Raw genomic sequence first — 20,691 nt, forward strand, 5'->3', positions numbered from 1 at the left:
GGGGCTCATAGAGCAGCCGACCGTCAACTGCAAGCCGGATAAGCGCGCCCTTTATTCGCGATTCATGCTCCTTCTGTGTCCCGTTTGATCATCTGTTTGATGTTGCGCGCCGCTTGGCGAATACGTTGCTCGTTCTCGACCAGCGCAATCCGCACATAGCCCTCGCCATTCTCGCCGAAACCATTGCCGGGAGAGACCGCGACCGAGGCATTGCGCATCAGATATTTAGAAAATTTCAGTGATCCCATCTCCTTATAGGCGTCCGGCAACGGAACCCACGCGAACATGGAGGCATCGGGCGACGGAACCTCCCACCCCGCCCGCGCGAAGCTTTCCACCATCACATCGCGCCGCGCCTTGTAGGTCGCGCGCGCCTCCGCGACCGGTTCCTGCGGCCCGTCGAGCGCCGCGCAGGCCGCGACCTGAATGGGTGTGAAGGCCCCGTAGTCGAGATAGGACTTGACCCGCGTCAGTGCCGCAATCAGCCTCTCGTGGCCAACGGCAAAGCCCATGCGCCAGCCTGCCATCGAATAGGTCTTGGACAGCGATGTCGTCTCGACGGCGAGAATATCGCGCGCACCCGGCACTTCAAAAATGGAATGCGGCGGATCAGTGAAGTAGATTTCCGAATAAGCCAGATCAGACAAGATGATGATATCATTGGCTTTTGCGATCGCCACGATTTCTTCCAGAAATGCCAGATCACATGTATGGCCCGTCGGGTTGGAAGGAAAACAGATCACGATCGCCAAGGGCGGTTTTTCGGCTTTCGCTAGAGCCTCCTTCACGCCCTGCAGATACTCCTCGGCAGTGATAGCCGGAATGCCCTGAATGACCGCTCCGGCAATGATGAAACCATATGCGTGCAGAGGATAGGATGGATCAGGCGCAAAAATGACATCGCCCGGCGCCGTGATTGCCTGCGCCAGATTGGCGAAGCCTTCCTTGGAGCCGATAGTGGCAATGATTTCCGTTTCTGGATCCAGAGCCACATCGAAGCGCCGGTCGTAATAGCGCGCGCACGCCTCGCGCAGCCCCCGGATCCCGCGCGAGGCGGAATAGCCTGTCACGCCGGGCTTGCGCACCGCCTCGACCAGCTTGTCGATGATGTGGGGCGGGGTCGGACGGTCCGGATTGCCGAACCCGAAATCAATGATGTCTGCCCCGTCGCCCCGAAGTTCCGCCTTCAGCGTGTTGACCTCCGCAAACACATAAGGCGGTAAACGCTGTATCCGGTAAAACTCTTCACGGAATACACGATCCGGTACTGGCCAATTCATGACACGCCCCTATCCGACTGGCGAGACTGCATCCCGCAGCTCGTTGCCGGGCGCGGCTTAATCTAGTCTTGAAAGTAAGTCAGCACATTATCCGCAAACGCCCGGCATTTCGTGTCCGGGTGACGGACCAGACCATATGCACCCATGGAGCCGAGCGTCAGAATCCGCCCGTCGCCATAACGGCTTTCACCAAGCACGGCAGAATAGTGGAGCAACCCTGGAAACGGTCGCGCATTGACCGCAGGGAAGTTGGGGTTGAAGCCATAGCCTGCCGCCAAAGGTGTGGTTTCGCGGTTGGCTGAGACAGACCATTGCAGATGCAAATCCTTGTTCGGGCCGATCAAGGGCAGGGCATCGATTTCCCATTGAAGCAGGCTTAATGAGCGACAGAACGGGGCATCGGGCTGAAGGTCCAGACCCTCGAAAACGGGATGATCCGGAGCCAGCGCGTAAAGCGGGCCGGACGCTCTTATCTGATCCTGCGTGATGCCGCGCTCTGCCGCGGCGTCATCAGACAGGAAATAGCGCAGCGAATATCCGCCCGTCTCATAAGACATGCCCGTCATATGCTCGATGCGGTTTTCGCGTGGGAAGTACAGGTTGACGCCACTTCCCGCATAATCGAAGCCCAGGTTGAAAGGATCGTCACTCACAGGCTCCGATCCCTTGTTGATCCCCATGGTCCGGTCCAGCATGTTGGCATAGAACCATGCCGTATTGCCCGAAAGCAGCAGCATGTCGCCGCCCGTGTCGACATAGCGCTCCATGGCGGCCTTGATATTCGGATCCCAATATTCGTCATGACCGACAATCGTCAGCGTTTCAGCCTCATCCAGCAGGTCTGGACGATCGATTAGGTAGGATTGCGGAACGTGCAGGACGGTCTGTCCCAGTTCAGCCAGTCTCTGACCTATGACCAGGGCCGACCGGTAATTATGATGCGAATTCTTGACGGAGAGATCTTCCGGCCGATCGATGTCGACCGCATAGATTTCGTTACCGCGTGGCTCGATGTAGAGTGATCCGCCGAAGGCGACATTGTAGGCTTGGAAGGTCAGATCCGGATAGACCAGCACATTGTCGACCGCCTCGACCCGCCGGCTAATCCGGTCAGAATCAGGAAACAGGGGAATGGGCGCATAGGTCAGCCCGGCAGGGCCATGCAATTCAAGCACGACCAAGCCGGAATCCATTGCCTCCACGACCGTGTCGGACAGCGTCAGCCGAAGCCCGGCGGAAAATTCGCACGCATCCATATCATACCAGCTATCGCAGGCGGAGACAGGAACCGTTTGCAACCCATCCTCGAAGGTGACCGAATCCAGGCGGCGCACGGCATCATCCACATGCCAAATCTCATACCCCGCAATATAGGTCTGGTCCGAGGCGCGTTTGTCCGTATCATAGGCGAACCGGACGCGGACATCCGGATAGGCGGACGTATCGACCATGGAAGACCGGTTCAGGATCGGGTCCAGTACGGAAGTCGAAATCCGGAATACGTCGTCAGCCTGCCAGAAGGTCCGGCCAACGGGCTGCACATTGCTGAAAAGGTCCAGCATGTCTGCATCCAGCACACCTCCAGCCTGTTCGACTTGAGCAATGCGACTCAGATAGTCCAGTGCGTCTGATCGCCCGGCCATATGAGCCGCACTGAAATTGTCCTTGGCGAAAGCCAGAATAGCGCCTGGCTCCAGCGTACCCTCAGGTGCAATCATGTCACGCCCGGCCGCATATTCTCGCAATGCGAGAGCACCGAGGGACCAGAACGCCCTGTCCTCGCCGAGAAAAGCCGCCGCCCTGTATGAGGCAATGGCGTCGCGACCAAGATGACCCGCTTCCAGATAATGAATCATGCCCAAATCCATCATGGCCCGCGCATGACCGGCATGGGCATAGGGCAACAACGCGTCGCGCTCTGCCGCCATATCGCCATTATCCCGCGCTTCCAGAACGCGCACCTCTGTCGAGGCCGTCGCGGTCCGGAACTGGTCCATGAACGGCCCTCGATCAGCCAGACGCTGAGGATCGACCAGACCGGTCATCCATGACCCCGTGCCGGGCTCTGTCAGGGCAATAATATCCGCAGCCGCCTTGAAACCAGCCGTGTGGGCGTGAACAAGATCGCCAATCAACTGGATGTCCGCCTCGACAGTCGGAATCCGGTCATTCAGTTTCATATAGGACAAGGCTGCCAGGCAAGACGGGTCTTGTGCCGTTTCGCGGCTATTGTGGACTTCCAGCAAAGAGAGGGGTTGTGAACGCCACACGGCCTCTCGAATGCCGTTGCACAAGTCCGCCCCTGAAACGACATCCGCATTCCAGAAGTCCGTCAGCGAGTTCGCATTGACCGCCACGGCGAGGTCGCCGTTGTTGGATTGACCGACATCGGCTGAGGACGGCCCTGAATCCGTACACCCCGAAATTATGATGGCTAAGCCCGCAAAGCAGGGTAGCAGGGACTTAGCCATAAAGGTCATACCTAACCCTTATTGATCGGCTGTTACGGTCGCAACATTGGGATCGAAACGCAGTGTCAGCGGTGTTTCGGGATAGGCATTGAGCACCTGGAACACCATCTTCGTGCAGTCATGCGGATAGGCGAAACTGTGCGGGACACTGATCGTCACCTCACCGGCATCCTGGCCGAGCTGTTGTTCCACTTGATTGAAGTCATCGCCGGATGTCGAGCAATCCCGGGAGAAAATTGCTCTGACCCTGGCCGCATAGTCGCCTGCGACCTGTTCCACATCGAGGGACAGCTCATAGGCGTCACCTGCCTCCGGTTTCGCGTCCATGAAAACCTGAACCATGGGCAGACTATCATAGAAGCGGATATATAAGGCATCCGGCTCGACGACATAGTCGGCACGACCATCAAGCAGGACAGACACGCCACCCGTCCGGATCTGACGGTCGTTAACAGGCACGAGCGCAGTATCCAGATCCAGACTAACGTCCTGTGAAGCTGGTGTTTGTTCGACGGGTGTCTCTTTGACGGGCGTAACGGCGACGCTTCCGCCCGGATCCTGCGCATCCGAACACCCTGCCAGCAAGATACCGGTCAATACGGCAGCAGTAATGCCCTTATGAGCTCTGTTTATCATGGCGCTGTCTAGCCTTCCTGAATTGATGCGACGTTTCTGTCGAATCGAAGTGTTATAGGGATTGATGGTGATGCGTTAAGCACCTGGAACACAAGCTTGGCACAATTGTGGTCATAAATGAACTGGTGCGAAACCCGTAAGGTCGTGCGAGCCCGCTCGGCATCGAGCGTTTCGATGATCTGTCCGAAATCCTCTCCAGCTGCAGAGCATTCGCGCGAAAAGATAGCCCGGACTTGCGCCGCGACAGTTCCCCCGACCTGCTCAATGGGCTGAACCAGTTCGTAGGTTTCGGCGCGCCTGGGTGAAATATCATTATAGACCTGAATCAGCGCTGCGGAGTCGTAGAAACGAACAATCAGCAATTCCGCGTTCAAGCCATAATCGGCCCGGCCCTGCACAATCAGGGTCAAATCCCCGTCCCGGATCAGGCCGTCGGCGACAGGCGAAAGGTCGATACCGTCGATCACATTGGGCAAATCTTCGGCGGCACGCTCGATCAGTGCCTCCGTGGCGGATTGTCCCCCGTCAGCCAGGCCGTCGACCGTATAGAATGACGGCGCAACGCCCTTCAGCAAGGCATCGAGTTGCTGCGCATACATCCGGTTGAAATAGTCCTGCCCCTGTTCGTTGGCGTGACCGTGATCGGCATAGGCGTCCGGATAGATATTGATGATATCGTCGACCGTCGGAGCCAGAATATCGATTGCCCCGTACCTATCCCGCAACTTCGTCACGAAATCGGGATTCATGGGCGCATTGTAGAGCTCCGGTAAAAACAGGAATACGAGGCGGACATCGCGTTCTTCGGCCAGATCGACGATCTCCTGATAGAAGAAACGGTTCCGTGCATCATAGTTCGCCGTTATATCCCAGACATCCGACGGCTTGGTTTGCCAGTCCGCTCCCACGGCTGCCGCCCAATCGGATTGCGCCTGATCGTTCTGGGCATCGGGGGCTGGCGTCGGGTCTGCACTACCGCGTGTCGGCGGCAGGCTGCGCCGCGCCTCGAACTCACCGGCAACGAGCTTTGACAGGCTCGAAGACCATTTGCGCAAGGACAGGCTCAGCGCACGCTGCAATTTCTCGACCGCATTCATGTCGGCATAGGCGAAGCTGCCGCGGAAAATATCCGAATAGGTCGCCAGCTCGAAGAACATTTCATGCTCCCGCGCCACATCTGGATACATTTGCACGACCAAGGTCTCGACATCGGCATTGTCCAGGATGTCCCGCGCCTGAACAAGTTGCGTATCTGCACCTGACCAGCTTTTCGAGAGGTCGATCACCTTTTGCGGGTTGCCCGACACGGCCTCCAGCTCGGCTGAAAACTTGTCGGCATTGATCGCGGTTTGCAGGCCGCTCCGCCCGATGATCACGACATCGACCGGATCCTCGTTCAGGAACGTTGGCGAGAACCAGTTTTCATAATATTGATACCGGGCCGTCGCGCTCTGCGAGAAAGCCAGGCTCCAGATCAGACCGGCGATAACGATCAGCGCAGCAAGGAATCTGACAATAATCATGATGACGCCCTCCTGCGCATGAGGAGAGTGGAGTCACTTCCACTCTCCGTTTCATAACCCCGCTTTTCATAAAAGCGGATTGCGCGAGCATTGTCAGCCGCGACGTGCAGCACATGGTCGCACCCGCCACCCTGCGCTTCAAATATGTCCATCAATTCCGCCGCGATACCCTTGCCCTGCCAGTCTGGGCTTACGGCAATGCGCGCCAGATAATGGGTGTTCGCCGGCAGGGCGTCCTGGCCTGCCCCGATCGCCTGCATATGCGCCATGACCGGCTTGCGCTGATCGCGCGCGACGCCCTTCAGAACAGCGAACGCCGTGCGTGAGGCAGCGGCCCGGAAGTCGTCGCTAGGCAAGGCCGACAGATAACCGCAAAGCGTATCCTCATCCGAAATTGCGACGATCGTGTCGGACAGCTCGCCCTCAGACACGTCGAACATGTCCGCACTCAGCCGGTCCAGCGCCTCGCCTTCGAGACCCAGACCGTTATAGAATTCCGGATAGGCCAGCACGTTCAGGCGACCAAGCGTCAGGCGCGCCGTACAATCCAGGTCAGCCTCGGCCAGTGGAACGATCTTCATGATCGCGGCCCTAGATTGCCGGCCCGTCAGGTGCAGGTGCCCCTGATAGATCGGCGGGCCAGTTGGACGCGTCAAATCCCTTCTGGCAATAGAGACTGAACAGGAGCCGTTCATAACCGTAGCCGACGCAACCCGAATGGGTCGCCTCGCCCTGCCGGCGAATATTGTAGGGTTCCGTCAATGTCTGCTGATGATTATTGAAGCTGCCAATGGCGATCCAGCGATCATCATAGGGCAGATAAGCCTGCACTTCGAGCTTGGAAGCGGTCAGTAGCTGAAAGGCCTTCTTCACTTCCGCGCCGCTGGCGAAGAACGGGTCCGAGGCCACAACGACCTTGTAGCGCATATCCCATGCGCTCAGCAGGGCGATGAGATGTTCGAGTACAGCCTGGCGGCGCTCCTCGACATAATCCGCGCTTCCGTAAAAGACGAGCTCGCGCATCGTGTAGGTCTGCAACCGGGTCAGAGACTGCGCATTTTTCAGCTCGTGACGGTGACACTGATTGACCGCCGTGATGGTGACATCACCGTCCAGATCCACATCGCGAAGACTTTCGAAACAGTGATAACAAACCGTGGGCGACAGGATGCGGTCCGATCCAGCCAGATTGTTCGCCGCCACGGCGCCTTCATCCGCAACATCGGAGACATGTTTGAGTTTCTGGAAATCCCGATCAACGGGCGCACTAAAGTAGGCATGCTGCGGAAAGGACTTCAGATAGCCCGCCTTCTGCAGACTGCTGACCGGAACCGTGACCGGCAGGAACTGCTCTGTCGAGCCTTCGCCGAGCGCGTAGGATCGAAACACACTGTCCATGGCCTTAAGTCGGTTTAGAAATTCGCCCTGAAACACGAATACACCTGCATCGGTCGGGACGACTTCACGGCGCTCGACAAGCGTCTCGTAAGGGTCCTTGTCGAAATGGATGGCCCCGTCATGATCCCGCACGACTTTGAACCCCTTCTTGGGGGAACTCTTGGCCGTACGGGTGGCGAGTTCCGATACGTCGGCGTGCAACGCCTGACGATCAACCGCTTCAGATAGGTGCAGCGTGACCGCCGTGTCGCTGACCTCCGCCTGAACGATGGCCGAGGATGCGTAGTAAATGTTTTCAAGGAAGGCCTTGCGACCCTCTTCATTGAAAGGCTTAGCCAGATCAACAATCAGTGCGTCGACGGACATATCAGAAATCTCCGTAGACGGGGGCGGCGGCACCGAGCGGGAAGTGTGCTAGGACATAGATGATCGAGATCACACACAGCGCGACCCAGGCCCATTTCTTCACATTTTTCATAATCGCCTCGACAATCTGCCGCTTAACCCAGACCGAACAGGCGACCGGTCATGCGCCAACTACCCTCGATAGTCGGAGATGCCGCGAACGTCCACGCCCAGCACACAAACAGCATCGTCGCCAACCAACCGAAGGCCCGCACGAGGCGAACTGACCCTGCGCCCATGTCCGGAGAGAAGATTTTTCGCGACAGGAAGGCGTAAAGCGCCAGCGCAATACCGTGGAACACGCCCCAGAGCAGGAACTGCATGTTGATGGCATGCCAGACACCCACCAGGACGAAAGTGATAAAAATGGAAATATAGGGGTTGCCCTTGAACACTTTGAGCATCGGAAAGTACATGTAACGATTGGCAAATTCACCGAGTGTGACATGCCAGCGCTTCCAGAAATCCTGGATGTTCGTCGACATGAAGGGCCAGTTGAAGTTCTCAGATATCTTCAGATTGAACAGCGCGCCCGAACCGATGGCGATACTCATGAAACCCGAAAAATTGGCATAGAGGTAGAGCAGCGACAGAATGCAGAACCACCAGGTTCCCAATATCGAGACCCCTGCGCCCTCACCATAATAGATCTCCTGCATGGGGGTCAGATTGGCCAGGATGATCCTGTCACCGACAAAACCGACCATGAACAGGCCGACAAACAGACGCAAGACGCCATAACCGATCAGCCCCGGCTCCGCTTTGCGCCCCAGCGCGGAAACCCGCAGGCGATCAAGCTTTTCGATCGGACCTGACGGCACGATCGGGAAAAACGTATTGAGGAGTGTGAAATCCAGAGCCGACGGCGCGCGCTCGGGCCGACGCTTGTATAGTTTCCAGTCCAGCATGGCCGCAATCGATCGGAACGCCACATAGGACATGCCGTAGACGACCAGGAAGGTCACGACGATATTGGCCGAGCGGGCATTATAGTACTGGAAAATGAAGAACTCGACGACGATCGCGAGCACACCCAGCCAGGCAATGCGCGCACTCCCTTTCTGCAACGTCAATCGCAGTGTTATGATCGCGGTTAGGGTAATGACGCCAAGGGCCAGAAGCGCAAGCGGCGACACAGTGAAGAGAAACACTGCGGAGATAATGATCAGAACAAAAGCGCGCAGCTTTGGCAGGCTCGACGGGATAATCCAGTAAAGCGCGACGCTCACCAGCAAGACAAGCAGATAGGCCTGCGGATCGGCAAACATCAGAACGTATTTTCCAGAGCTGCGAACGCAGCCTTTATCGATTCACCGGACAGCATGCCAAGGGCTTCCAGACCGGCAATGGCCACAAAAGCGATGATGCCCAAAACGAGCGTCAGGATCACTTCACCAAGAGAGTAGCGTTCGGGCTCTGGCACGGTCTGGTCCGGACCCGCTTATGCTTTCGCAATATCTGACAAGGCATCGGCCAGATCGCTGACGGTTTCAAAGTCGACCGCCTCGAAGTCTGACAGATCAAGCTCGATACCGAAACGCTCTTCCATGAACATGATCAGGTTTAGAAACGATAGCGAGTCGATAATGCGATCATCCAGCAATTTGCGGTCGTTCGTGACCTCGCCGTCAATCTTGCGGTTCTCATGTGCCGCAAAGTCGATGATCACCGCGCGAACGGCGTCTTGCGTAATAATTGTCATAGCGGAAAGCCCGAAGCGGTGCAGGTCGTAATTTGAATGTCATCTTATAGACCCCGGCCCAAAAGCTTTCAAGCGGCGAATCTGCGTGGCTGCAGGGACGCGCTTTCATACCGCCAGCACCGTTAACGACCCATCCCGCGCAGACAGACCCCCGGGCAGGATGGCGGCAAAGCATTGAACAGGACCGGTTTTCGGAAAACAGATCCCCCAATTCAGAGCGTGGTTTAGTTTTGGGGCTCCAACGAACGGAGACCCCGATCCATGACGCAGAGCCCTCACCTATCCCTACCCCTGCTGGCGCCGGCGCAAGCGCAGAAGCATGTTACGGTCAATGAGGCCGTCTTGCGTCTGGAAAGCGCAAACCGTCATTCGGTCCGGTCCCGCACATTGACACAGCCCCCACCCGACGCCGCGGAGGGCGACAGGTTCATCGTTCCTGACAATGGTAGCTTCGGTGACGCGGCGGTCGGACAGATTGCGGCCCTGATTGGCGGGTCCTGGTGGGCGATGAGCCCCGAAACCGGACAGCGTGTCTGGTGCGACGATGAAGCACTGTTCCTGACACATCACGAGGGAGACTGGCAGTCCGGCGACGCCGCACAGACCGAAGCGAGCCGCTTCGGTGTCAATACGCAGGCGGATTCCACGAACAGGCTCGCAGTCAAGTCTGACGCCATCCTGTTGAGCCATGACGACATTACACCCGGATCTGGGGATGTGCGTCTGAGCCTCAACCGTGCCAGCGATAACAATGTCGCAGGCATCCTGTTCCAGTCCGGCTATTCGGGGCGGGTTGCGATGCAGCTTGGCTCCCAGGCCGATTTCGCGATCAGCACGAGCCCGGACGGGGCGCAGTTTCATGACGCGATCCGGATTTCGGATAGCGGCTCGGTGAGCTTTCCGGGGGGCGTGGATCTCCCGCCGGTCCTGCATGGTCGTCCCAATGGCGGGCTCGGGCATTATGACACGCTCTACCTTGATCCCAGTAACGGAGACGACACCGCCACGGGCCGGTCGATCAGTGAGGCGGTACAGAGCGTTCAAGGTCTTGCGACGGTTTTGCCCGTGGGTCGCTGGGCGGTCGTCTTTCTTCTGGGGGACATCGAGTGGGACTGGATGATCAGCCTGGCCTATCCCCTCGCCAAGTTGGAGTTCCGGGGGCTTTCCAGCGATGGCTCGGCTTACGTGACCCGGACAATTCGCGTCCGGGACGCCCAGAACGCACCCGGTTATTCCGGGGGGCTGCAATTACGTGCCTCTACCAGTCTGGAATTCGTCAATATCGATATACAGCTCGATAGTGCGGGCAGCTTCCCCTTCCTGTTCTTCGATTCGACGATCGGATATCTGAAAACCTACAACATGACCGTGACCCGCACCGGGTCCGGGTCCGCCTGTCTGTTCGGTCCGTCGCGCAGCTTCGTGGCCAGTTTTCACGACAATCTGACAATCGACATGTCAGCGTCCGGTTTCATATTCGATGGCGTCGGCGCGGGCGCGGACCCGAATGCGGGCTGGGGTTCGCCTAGCAATATGACGGCCTTCTAGACGAACACTTCAGACCCGTCAGCCATCCCCGGCGTCGCGACTGTCGCGATATTGCTGCATGATGACATCATAGTCGCCAAAGCCTTTCAGATGACCATGTTCCAGCCAGACAGCCCGATTGCAGAGTGTATCGGTGATGTCATGGGAATGGGTTGCGATCACGGTGACGGTCTCCGCGCCACCGAAATAACGCGTCCGCGCCCGGATCGAGGCGAGGAATCTGGCGTCCGTCGTCGTCATCGCCTCATCGACAAGCAGGATATCCGGATCGCCGACAATAGCCATGGCCAGACCCAGCCGCGCCCGCATGCCGTCGGAATAAAGTGCGACCGGAATATCGATAAAATCGCCAAGACCACACAGATCTACGATGTCGCCCATCGATTCCGCGAGGCGCTCTGGCGAGATGCCGTGCAAGACAGCCGATACGCCGATATTCTGACGACCCGTTTCCATGTCACTCAGCGACAGGGTTGAGGAGAACATGGTGGAAATGCGCCCTCGCGCCGTGACCCGTCCGGTCACGGGCTGATAAATGCCGGCCAATGTCCGTAGCAATGTGGTCTTGCCAGAGCCATTATGGCCGACCAGCGCAACACAATCCCCTTTGCCGAAACGGCAGTCGATGGATTGCAGAGCCGCCACATAGGGCGCGCCGTCGATCGTGATGATCCGCCCGCCCGTCTGAGCGCTGCCGGACAGCATCTTCCGCCGCAATCGCGCCCGGCGCAACGGAAAATGCACACTGACCTGTTCACATTCAAGCACGGCTCAGACCCACATTGGAATGGTCGGACGCAAGCGCACGAACAACCACCAGCCCAGAATAGCGGCGACGATGATACACCCGACCGCGATAACGTAACTGATCGGATCGGGCATCTGTCCCATCAAGGGCATGCGGACGATGTTGATGAAATGGGCCATCGGATTGACTGTCGCGGCCAGCTGCTTGGCCCAACCGCCACCGTCCTGTGTCCACAGGATCGGCGTGATGAACAGTCCCAGCCGCATGATGGCCAGCATGGCGAAGCGGAAATCGCCATACCGCAATCCGAGCAGGCTGAAACACAGGGCGAGCCCCATTGCCATCATCACGCCGAGCGCCAGTCCCGGAACGGCCAGCAATGCCAGCGGGCCGACCGGGTAACCGGCGGCGATGAAAACGATGACGACGATGCCGGACTGCAGGGCAAGCTGAATCAGAGCCGTCGTCACCTGCTTCATCACATAGGCACTGTAGGGGTTGGCATAGGAATGGATCACGATCCGGTTGCGGATGAAGATATCGCTGGAATCCGTCACGACCGCCGTGATGAAGTTGTAAAGGACGATGCCAATCGCGACATAGACGGCATATTCCCGGTAGGGACCCATGATGCCGCCGAATACGAAAATGATCGCCACGATCCAGGCCGCAGCCTGCAAGCTCATCCAGAGCGGCCCCAAAATAGAGCGCTCGAACTGTACGCGAATGTCATGCCAGGCCAGATAGAGCCAGAGCCGAGGCTTGCGGAGCGCATCACGAATATCGGCGCGGGCAAGAGCCCTGAGATCCGGAGCCGACAAGACGCAGGCGCGCTCCGGCGCAGGGCTATCTGGCGCAGATTGGGAACTGGCAGGCGAAAGCTCCGTCATCTTCTATCCATCAGTCCTGATAAATGCGGTCGCACGGACCCGGGTCGAATTTTGGCGGTGATAGGCATCTTGCCTGCAGATGGCGAGCGAGAATTTCGGTAAATGCGGGACTTCTCTGAACGCAAACGATATCGGCGATTGGTCCTCTCAGCCGCCTACCAGTCGGCCCATTGAACGATCTCGCCATCTTTTCGGATAACGATCCGGTCACCCAATAACTGCACGGTCGCACCCCGGCTCTGGCTCTTTTTCACGAGAATGTGTCCAGGGACATCGGCGCAGAAAACGTTTCCATACCAGTCGGCAGAGCGTTTCGGTATCCAGTCATGAACATCGGCGTCATACAGAGCGCCCGCCATGTTGCCAGTTCCCACGCAGAGCTCCCCCGACATAACGACCATATGGGTGATCCGCAGGCCCCAGCTGGTGGTATCGATGCCCGCCGCCTTGGCAAGCGCGACTTGATTGGCATCGGTCAGATCCGCGGGTTGGTGTTCGGGCGGCAGAGAGGCAAATATATCGGCGTAGCGTTCGAAAATGCCCGCACCGCCAAATTCCTCTTCGCTCAAATCAAAGCGTTCGCGATAGGCCTTGTCGAACGGAACGAGACGTCCCGTATCCCGGATTCCGTCGAACAGGGTTTTCACGGTCCATGCCCCGTCCACACGTTCGAAGATTTCGCCCCACGGATACATGCCCACCAAGGGGTTGCCTTTCAGCAGGGTCAGTGACTGCGCTTCGCGGTAGGCGTAATCATAGGTGTTCTCGGGGCTATCGGTCAGAGTGAACCCGCGATCCGGAGAATAGTTGACGAGATAGCCGGACGGGTAGGTGCCGATCAGCACATCATCACCATAACGCAGATAGCTGTAATATTCGCGGGCTTCACCGCGAGCGGCATTAGCCGACGGCAGAATATGCGTGTCCAGCGTCTCGCCGTCATAGATCGTCAACGGACCGTTAGGATTGACGCTCCCTCGAACGGCGGACCCATAAATCAGCACATCGTCGTAAGGGAAAAAACCGTAGATCCAATTATCCTCGGCATCGACGGTTTCACCATTCAGAATATGAATATCGTCATGGGTCTGCATGGGAATGTCGTAGCGTTTCACCTGCCGGTCGAAATTGACGATGACGTCGTCCTCGAAGGCGGTGATCGCGGAAAAATAGCCGTCGAAGCTACCGTGATAGCCGCGATCCGTGAACACGGAATAGCCCATATATCCCTTATAATAGCGCCCGATCTGTATGTAGTCATAATCCGATCCGGGCTCCATGACCTGATGCCAGACAAGCTGTGTGGGGTAATCCGGGATCGGAGCGAAAGCGCCATCTTCGACAAGTACCCATTTTCGACCGTTAAAGACACGCTTGGACAGCGTGTCGTATAAGTAACCTTCCACATTGCGTATGCGCGAGCGCGCCGTCGTCGCATGAGTTGTGGGGAGGCGCTTGAAATCAAGATCGTCGATCAGGCTACGATCGGCGGGGTCGCGGCACCACAGTTCTATATCGCCCTGATTGGCATAGGTGCGCGTGTGCACGGTTTCGATGATGTTGAAACCGCATTCACGAGTGGTATCGGCATAGAATATCTGCGGCGCATGAGTGGCCTGACTCAGCGGTATTTCAGCTGTGCGCGGTGTCTGATCAAAGCCAGGGTCTGCACAGGCTGAGACGAGCACAGCGAGCGCCGCGCAAATCGCACCCTGACGCAAAGCGTTTGCGCGCGATTGTATCCGTTGTAACGTCGAAGGGCCGTAATGCCACGCCAGATAGAACCAGAGCCGAGGTTTGCGCAGGGCGCTGCGCAGATTGGACCGCACCTGCGCAGACCGAGTTTCGGACATTTCGACCGCCGATAGAGGCGAATGATCCGCCATGTCCCATCCATATGATTGAAGTTCAGGTCGCGTCGCGCGGCTCGATGACGGTGCTGATAAGCTTCTTGCACGCAAATGGCGAGCATGAATTTCCGTCACTGGCCATCTTCTTCGCCGTGACGCGCGCGCCCTGATCTCAGATCATGACCAGCGGCGCCCAAACTGATACGCAGCGCCAAGCGTCAGGATAGTGGCCATCAGTTCTCAAGACCTTCAAGTTCGGCAGCCAGAGGGTCACTCAGGCCCCTAACAAAACGGTCGGACAGATGGTGCCGATCACGATAGACCAGATCCGCTCCGCGACGGACCGGGCAGGACCCTCCCGGACAGATCAGAGCGTTCAGATCGACCCGTGCGATACCCAATTCGTCCGCCAGCGCGATTTCCCATTGCGATGTCGCGAGCGCCTGAGCGGCGGGCCTGGCACAGGTTGCGGCACCGCTGATGACACAATCCCACCAGCCATCGACCGCGACCGGCGTGTCCGCCAGCATGACCGGTCGGGCGCCAGCTGCTTGAATGGCACCAAGCATGGCGCGATATCCCTGCGCCTGACCGCGCCGAGCGGTCGCCACGTCAACCGCTGGCGGTCCCTGTTCAGTCTTGATCCAGCCAATGTAATCCGTCAGCCCGGAGGTCAGGACCAGCGGGTTCCCCTTCTGTCGGGACAGACTTTCCAGGATCGCTTGGTTGAATTGCAGGCAATCGGTGAAATCCAGCTGGGTGCCGGGATGATGCATCAGGGTCAGAACCGGCGGACAGGAGGACTTCGTCAGATTGCGGACCCTGTATCCCGCGGCCAGCAAGGCGGGTAACCACTGCGCTGCATGACTGTCTCCGACCAGCCAGACCGCCTTCCCCTCGACCGGTCCGAACCAGCATTCCCTGAGCTCCCATTGCCCATTGTCGAGATGGCAACCCGTATCATAACTGTCCGGTAAAATATCCCGCATGGCCTGCAGGCGCGCGATCTCCGCATCCGATAAAGGTGTCCTGAAACTGTCCAGGGCCGACACTGTGTGAACAAGGCCTGCCGCGGCAATGATCGCGACCGTGAAACCGCTGAGCGCGCGGCGTGGACGCGCCGTCAATCTTGCCGCCTTGCGGATCGGATTTTCGATCAGGCTGTAGGTCATGGCCGCAACCCCGACCGAGATCGCCAGCAATATCCATTGCTCCCCGACCCAGCCGCTGAACAAGGGCCGCAGGAAAAGAATGACGGGCCAGTGCCAGATATAGAGCGCGTAGGAGCGGCGCCCGATCCATTCCATGACCGGATGGGCCAGCACGGGATTTTCGCCCTCCCCGTGTGTCGATAGTATGACCAGCACACTGCCGATAATGGCCGGTATCGCATAAGGCGCGGGAAAGCCGCTACCGTCGCGGGTCAGACATCCCGCGCCCAGGACGAGAACCAGGCCGGTCCACCCCGCCAGTTGGCGGCGACGTTTCGTCAGGTGGACGCTCCCGGCCCCGAACAGGACGGCAACCAGAGCGCCTGCGACAAATTCCCAGAGACGGTAGTGCGGAAAGTAGAAGGCTGCCACCGGACGGTCGTAGGAGGCCCACAAGGCCAGCAAGAACGACAGAATTCCGAGCAGCACCAGACCCGCGACAAACACCCGTCCGCCCCAACGCCGAGCGAGCAGACCCAGTCCGACCGCTATCAATGGCAGCAGCAGATAAACCTGTTCCTCAACACCCAGAGACCAGAGATGCAAGGCCGGGCTGGGCGGACCGTCCATCAGGAAATAGTCCTGCGCCGTCAGAGCAAACCGGATATTGCCGACATAGAATAGCGATGCCAGCGCATCCCTGCGAACCGACGGGGCATAATCGGTCGGCCAGAACAGCGTGGCCAGGACTGCAATGGCCACTGTTGCCAGTATCATCTGCGGCAGTAGCCGCCGCATGCGCCGGGCCCAGAAATCAGCCAGATCGATCCGCTCGGACCGTTGCCATTCGCGGAACAGAAGTCCGAAAATCAGATAGCCCGACAGGACGAAGAAGATATCGACCCCGATGAACCCGCCCTGCGCCCACTCAAATCCCAGATGGTGGAACAGGACGAACAGGACCGCGATCGCGCGCAGACCTTCCAGTGTCCGGCTATACCGCCTGGAATAGGGAGATGCCGCGACAGCTGGCGCGGTCATAGTGCGAACCCGATCATGGCTCGACGCTTAACGGGGAAATATCGCTCCGCAAGACCGCAGACCGGCAACTGCGAACCGCTCAAAGGCGATGCAGCGAACCGTCGCGTTCCTCATAGCGGTCGCCTGTGCGCGGACAGACCAGATCGCCTTTATCATCCGTCTTGAGCATTTCACCAGCATGACTGGCCCAGCCGATGCGCTTGGCCGGCACACCCGCCATCACGGCATGCGGTGTCACATCCCGGGTCACGACGGCGCCAGCGGCGATGAAGCAATATTCGCCGAGCTCATGACCGCAGACGATCGTGGCATTGGCGCCGATGGTTGCGCCCTTGCGAACCAGGGTCGTAGCATATTCATTGCGACGATTGACCTCTGAGCGCGGTGTGGTGACATTGGTGAACACCATGGATGGACCACAAAAAACGCCGTCTTCCAGGACCACGCCCTTGTAGAGCGCGACATTATTCTGGATCTTGCAGCCATCGCCGATGGTCACGTCGGGGCCTGCCATCACATTCTGCCCGAGCGAGCAGTTCTTGCCGATCCGTGTTCCGGACAGGACGTGGACGAAATGCCAGATCGATGTCCCTTCGCCGATCTCGACATTATCGTCGACATAGGCGCTTTCGTGAACAGACCAGCCGCCATCCATTTTCTTGACTTGGGACATGGGCGGCTCCTTAAGCTTTGACGATCGTGTCAGGGAAATCGGCAATGATGTCCGATGTGGCATTCCGCGTATCAACGACGAGTGGGATCGCCTTGCAAAGCGCGGTGTAATCCACGCCCGTATGAGCGGTGGCGATAACGGCCGCGTCGAAACCGGAGAAGTCGTCAACAGATGTCATGCCGGCAAATTCCGGATGTTCGCGCGTGGTCGGGATTTCCGGAATCATGGGGTCGTAATAGGACACATGCGCGCCATGTTCCTTCAGAATGTCGATAAGTTCCAGCGAAGGCGACTCGCGCATGTCGTCAATATCCGCTTTATAGGCCAGTCCAACGAGCAGAATTTTCGAGCCCGCCAGCGCCTTTTTCTGTTTCAGACTCATTTCCTCCAGCAGGCGACGGACGATGCGACGCGGCATGTTGGTGTTAATGTCACCCGCCAACTCGATGAAGTGGGTCGACAGGCCGTGTTCACGCGCCTTGTAGGACAGGTAGTAGGGGTCGATGCGGATGCAGTGGCCACCCACGCCCGGACCCGGATAGAAGGCTTGGAAACCGAACGGTTTGGTTTTGGCCGCGTCGATCACTTCCCAGATATCAATGTCCATCGCCTCGAAGATGACCTTCATCTCGTTAACGGCGGCGATGTTGATCCAGCGGTAGATGTTCTCGACCAGCTTGGTCGCTTCGGCAGTCCGTGCATTGGACACCATCACCGTATCGACAATGATATCGTAGGTTGCCTTGGCCATGGCCCGGCCATCCTCGCTATCCGCGCCGACGACCTTGGGAATGGTCGCGGTTTCGAAATTCTTGTTGCCTGGATCCTCGCGCTCCGGCGAATAGGCCAATGCGAAATCCTCGCCCCCTTTCAATCCGGACGTCTCCAGGATCGGTTTCATCACCTCTTCGGTCGTGCCGGGATAGGTGGTGGATTCCAGCACGACCAGCTGGCCCTTACGCAGGACCTTGGCCAATGTCTCGCATGTGGAGACCACATAGGACAGATCGGGCTGGTGATGGATATCGAGCGGAGTCGGAACCGCAATCAGAATGGCATCAGCCTCCTTCAGATCGGCCGGGTCGGCGGTCGCTTTGAACAGCGCCTTGTCCAGCATTTCCTGAACACGGCTGTCTGCAATGTGCTTCATGCCGGATTCGCCCGCATTGAGCTGTGCGGCGCGCTTTTCACTGATGTCGTAACCGATGACCCGCGTATTCTGGGCCACATAGGCTTCTGCCAGCGGCAGGCCGACATAGCCCAGCCCGACGATGCCGATGACGAGGTCGCCCGTCTCGGCCTTTGCGAGAAATTCCTGTTTCATAATCGTAATGCCCCGATACTGCCGCCGGGCGCGGCTGCGTGTGTGGATGTCGTGAAGAATATGGCCGTCCGGGAACCCGAGGGAACGTCCGTCGCGGGGCCAGTAAGGCAAAGCGCCGCCCTATTCAACCCGCCCGACGCTCAACGTGCCACCGTCAATGCATGAGGGTGATATAGAGCCAGTAGAGCGCGGCCAGCAGGATGAACAGTCCGACGGTAAACCAGCCGAAATGCTCTTTCATGATGGCTTCAGCGCGCGGACCGAATGTTTTCACGATCCAGGCGACGAGGAAGAAGCGCATGGCCCGCGCCATGACCGAGGCCGCCATGAATATGGCGAAATTGATCTTCAGCGCGCCGCTCATGATGGTGATGACCTTGTAGGGAAAGGGCGTCAGTCCCGCGCCGAACACGGCGATTGCGCCATATTGCTCGACCCGGGCCGAGAAGTCCGCGACGCTGTCCGCTTTGCCGAGCGCATTAAGCACAGGCAGCGCGAGCGCATCGAAGAACAGCATGCCGAGCAGATAGCCGAAAGCTCCGCCCAGCACCGAGAATATCGTCGCGATGGTTGCGTAGCGCCACGCCTTGTCCGGCGCGGCCTGGACCATCGGGATCAGCATGACGTCCGGCGGGATCGGGAAAAAGGAGCTTTCGACGAAACAGACGCCGGCAAATGTCCTTTCGGCATTCTTGTGCCGTGCGGCGGCCTTGACCCCCTCATACCATCGCTCGAGAAATGCGAGACGACCTTTCATGACCTTGCCCCCATGGGATGGGCCGACGGGCCGCTGTTGCGACCCGGCAACCATGCGGCGCGATTTACGCCAGTGCGGTCTTGGCCGCGCTGATCACTTTCGCCTGGTCCTCTTCGGACAGGTAGGGGTGCATGGGCAGGCTAATGATGTGATCGATACAGTCCATCGTGTTGGGCAGGCCATTACCCGCAACGGGATAATGCTCATAAGCCGTCTGGATGTGCACGGGTTTGGGATAGTAGCGAGCCGTGGGCACACCCTCGGCCTTCAGCGCGTCGGCGAAGGCGAACGGGTCCGGAACCTCGATCGTGTATTGCGCCCAGGTGGACACCACCCCATCCATCACGACAGGGATGCGATCCGCAACGCCGGACAGGCCGTCCTTGTATCGCGCGGCCACCACATTGCGTTTTTCGATCTCGTCGGCGAACACGGCCAGCTTGGGCAGCAGGATCGCAGCCTGCAACGTGTCCAGCCGCGAATTCATGCCGATCCGGACATTGTCATACTTGTCCTTACCCTTGCCGTGAACCCGTAGGCTGCGGAGCTTGAATTCCAGATCGTCATCATTGGTCAGCGTCGCGCCGCCATCGCCGTAGCAGCCGAGCGGTTTCGCCGGAAAGAAGCTCGTCGTCTGGCAGTCGGTCCAATGCAGCGGGTGCTTGCCCGTCAACGTCGTGCCGAATCCCTGTGCAGAGTCGGAGATGAACTTCATCCCGTTCTCGCGCACCACCGGGGCTAGGGCCTCGTAATCGGCGGACTGGCCGAACAGATCCACGGCGATAACGGCTTTCGGGGTCAGCTCGCCCTTGGCTTTTACGTCAGTGACGGCCTGCTTCAGGCTGTTCACGTCCATATTGTAGGTGTCGCGGTCGATGTCGACGAAGACCGGCGTGGCCCCCGCCAGCGCGACCACTTCGGCTGTCGCGCAATAGGTGAAGGACGGACAGAAAACCGCATCACCCGGCCCGACACTCCAAGCCAACAGCGGCAACAGGATCGCATCCGTACCGTTTGCGCAGCCAACGGCATGTTTCGCCTCGCCGAAGGCGGCCAGCTTGCCCTCGAATTCCGTGACCTGCGGACCCAGAATGTAACGTCCGCTTTTAAGGACATCGGCAATGCCCCCTTCGATCTCGTCCTTGAGACGAGCCTGCTGGGCGTGGAGGTCGATAAACTGCATGGGAGTGGCTCCGTATGATATCTGCGTCAGCGTTGAGGCAGGAAGAATGACTGGGTCTGAGTGGTCACTTACGCGATTTCGCACGCCTCTGCAGTGCACACCGCATGACCA

Annotated in this window: 19 protein-coding genes; 2 read left to right on the forward strand and 17 right to left on the reverse strand. The window is 58.5% G+C overall.

The window, feature by feature from the left end; translation table 11 throughout:
- Window positions 1-62 precede the first annotated feature (62 nt).
- From AB6B39_RS00875 to AB6B39_RS00915, 9 genes are all read right to left on the reverse strand, one after another.
- The gene (locus AB6B39_RS00875) at window positions 63-1,280 is read right to left on the reverse strand and encodes an LL-diaminopimelate aminotransferase (protein WP_284374093.1); all 1,218 of its coding nucleotides are present in this window, start codon (window positions 1,278-1,280) and stop codon (window positions 63-65) included.
- Window positions 1,281-1,342: 62 nt separating this feature from the next.
- Window positions 1,343-3,760, reverse strand: a complete 2,418-nt coding sequence (locus AB6B39_RS00880; RefSeq protein WP_284374095.1) for a N,N-dimethylformamidase beta subunit family domain-containing protein — start codon at window positions 3,758-3,760, stop codon at window positions 1,343-1,345.
- 9 nt (window positions 3,761-3,769) lie between these two features.
- Complete coding sequence (locus tag AB6B39_RS00885) at window positions 3,770-4,387, reverse strand: hypothetical protein (protein WP_284374097.1); 618 nt, start codon at window positions 4,385-4,387, stop codon at window positions 3,770-3,772.
- Window positions 4,388-4,395: 8 nt separating this feature from the next.
- Window positions 4,396-5,910 carry a hypothetical protein gene (locus tag AB6B39_RS00890; RefSeq protein WP_371398670.1) on the reverse strand — a complete coding sequence of 505 codons (1,515 nt, stop codon included), beginning with the start codon at window positions 5,908-5,910 and terminating at the stop codon, window positions 4,396-4,398.
- Window positions 5,907-6,491 carry a GNAT family N-acetyltransferase gene (locus tag AB6B39_RS00895; RefSeq protein WP_284374101.1) on the reverse strand — a complete coding sequence of 195 codons (585 nt, stop codon included), beginning with the start codon at window positions 6,489-6,491 and terminating at the stop codon, window positions 5,907-5,909. Before AB6B39_RS00895 ends, AB6B39_RS00890 begins: the two co-directional genes overlap by 4 nt.
- 10 nt (window positions 6,492-6,501) lie before the next feature.
- A complete protein-coding gene (locus AB6B39_RS00900) occupies window positions 6,502-7,674 on the reverse strand; it encodes a hypothetical protein (protein WP_284374103.1) in 1,173 nt (390 codons plus the stop codon).
- Between the two features lie 134 nt (window positions 7,675-7,808).
- Window positions 7,809-8,981: an MBOAT family O-acyltransferase gene (locus tag AB6B39_RS00905; RefSeq protein ID WP_284374104.1), complete on the reverse strand. Its 1,173-nt coding sequence runs from the start codon at window positions 8,979-8,981 to the stop codon at window positions 7,809-7,811.
- Complete coding sequence (locus tag AB6B39_RS00910; protein ID WP_284374105.1) at window positions 8,981-9,136, reverse strand: hypothetical protein; 156 nt, start codon at window positions 9,134-9,136, stop codon at window positions 8,981-8,983. The genes AB6B39_RS00905 and AB6B39_RS00910 overlap by 1 nt, the downstream gene beginning before the upstream one ends.
- Before the next feature lie 18 nt (window positions 9,137-9,154).
- Window positions 9,155-9,415 (reverse strand): acyl carrier protein, encoded by a 261-nt coding sequence (locus tag AB6B39_RS00915; RefSeq protein WP_284374106.1) that lies wholly within the window; start codon window positions 9,413-9,415, stop codon window positions 9,155-9,157.
- A gap of 261 nt (window positions 9,416-9,676) precedes the next feature.
- Here AB6B39_RS00915 and AB6B39_RS00920 point away from each other — a divergent pair, with 261 nt between their 5' ends.
- Complete coding sequence (locus AB6B39_RS00920) at window positions 9,677-10,963, forward strand: DUF2793 domain-containing protein (RefSeq protein ID WP_284374109.1); 1,287 nt, start codon at window positions 9,677-9,679, stop codon at window positions 10,961-10,963.
- Between the two features lie 18 nt (window positions 10,964-10,981).
- Here AB6B39_RS00920 and AB6B39_RS00925 read toward each other — a convergent pair whose 3' ends face one another.
- The 3 genes from AB6B39_RS00925 to AB6B39_RS00935 all read right to left on the reverse strand — a co-directional run bounded on the left by AB6B39_RS00925 (window position 10,982) and on the right by AB6B39_RS00935 (window position 14,487).
- Window positions 10,982-11,668: an ABC transporter ATP-binding protein gene (locus AB6B39_RS00925; RefSeq protein WP_371398671.1), complete on the reverse strand. Its 687-nt coding sequence runs from the start codon at window positions 11,666-11,668 to the stop codon at window positions 10,982-10,984.
- 66 nt (window positions 11,669-11,734) lie between these two features.
- Window positions 11,735-12,601 carry an ABC transporter permease gene (locus AB6B39_RS00930; protein WP_284374112.1) on the reverse strand — a complete coding sequence of 289 codons (867 nt, stop codon included), beginning with the start codon at window positions 12,599-12,601 and terminating at the stop codon, window positions 11,735-11,737.
- A 155-nt stretch (window positions 12,602-12,756) separates the two neighbouring features.
- Window positions 12,757-14,487 carry a hypothetical protein gene (locus AB6B39_RS00935; RefSeq protein ID WP_284374114.1) on the reverse strand — a complete coding sequence of 577 codons (1,731 nt, stop codon included), beginning with the start codon at window positions 14,485-14,487 and terminating at the stop codon, window positions 12,757-12,759.
- An 11-nt stretch (window positions 14,488-14,498) separates the two neighbouring features.
- Here AB6B39_RS00935 and AB6B39_RS00940 point away from each other — a divergent pair, with 11 nt between their 5' ends.
- A complete protein-coding gene (locus AB6B39_RS00940; protein ID WP_284374117.1) occupies window positions 14,499-14,621 on the forward strand; it encodes a hypothetical protein in 123 nt (40 codons plus the stop codon).
- Window positions 14,622-14,684: 63 nt separating this feature from the next.
- Here AB6B39_RS00940 and AB6B39_RS00945 read toward each other — a convergent pair whose 3' ends face one another.
- From AB6B39_RS00945 to AB6B39_RS00965, 5 genes are all read right to left on the reverse strand, one after another.
- Complete coding sequence (locus AB6B39_RS00945) at window positions 14,685-16,643, reverse strand: acyltransferase family protein (protein WP_284374118.1); 1,959 nt, start codon at window positions 16,641-16,643, stop codon at window positions 14,685-14,687.
- Between the two features lie 79 nt (window positions 16,644-16,722).
- A complete protein-coding gene (locus AB6B39_RS00950; protein ID WP_284374119.1) occupies window positions 16,723-17,316 on the reverse strand; it encodes an acyltransferase in 594 nt (197 codons plus the stop codon).
- Window positions 17,317-17,326: 10 nt separating this feature from the next.
- On the reverse strand, window positions 17,327-18,640 hold the full coding sequence (locus AB6B39_RS00955) for a nucleotide sugar dehydrogenase (protein WP_371398672.1): 1,314 nt from the start codon (window positions 18,638-18,640) through the stop codon (window positions 17,327-17,329).
- Window positions 18,641-18,794: 154 nt separating this feature from the next.
- Window positions 18,795-19,397 carry a YqaA family protein gene (locus tag AB6B39_RS00960; protein ID WP_284374123.1) on the reverse strand — a complete coding sequence of 201 codons (603 nt, stop codon included), beginning with the start codon at window positions 19,395-19,397 and terminating at the stop codon, window positions 18,795-18,797.
- Window positions 19,398-19,461: 64 nt separating this feature from the next.
- Entirely contained in the window at window positions 19,462-20,580 is a 1,119-nt protein-coding gene (locus tag AB6B39_RS00965; protein ID WP_284374124.1) for a DegT/DnrJ/EryC1/StrS family aminotransferase, read from the reverse strand.
- Between the last annotated feature and the right edge of the window lie 111 nt (window positions 20,581-20,691).

This window comes from Algimonas porphyrae (assembly GCF_041429795.1).
In the GTDB taxonomy this organism is placed as follows: Bacteria; Pseudomonadota; Alphaproteobacteria; order Caulobacterales; family Maricaulaceae; genus Litorimonas; species Litorimonas porphyrae.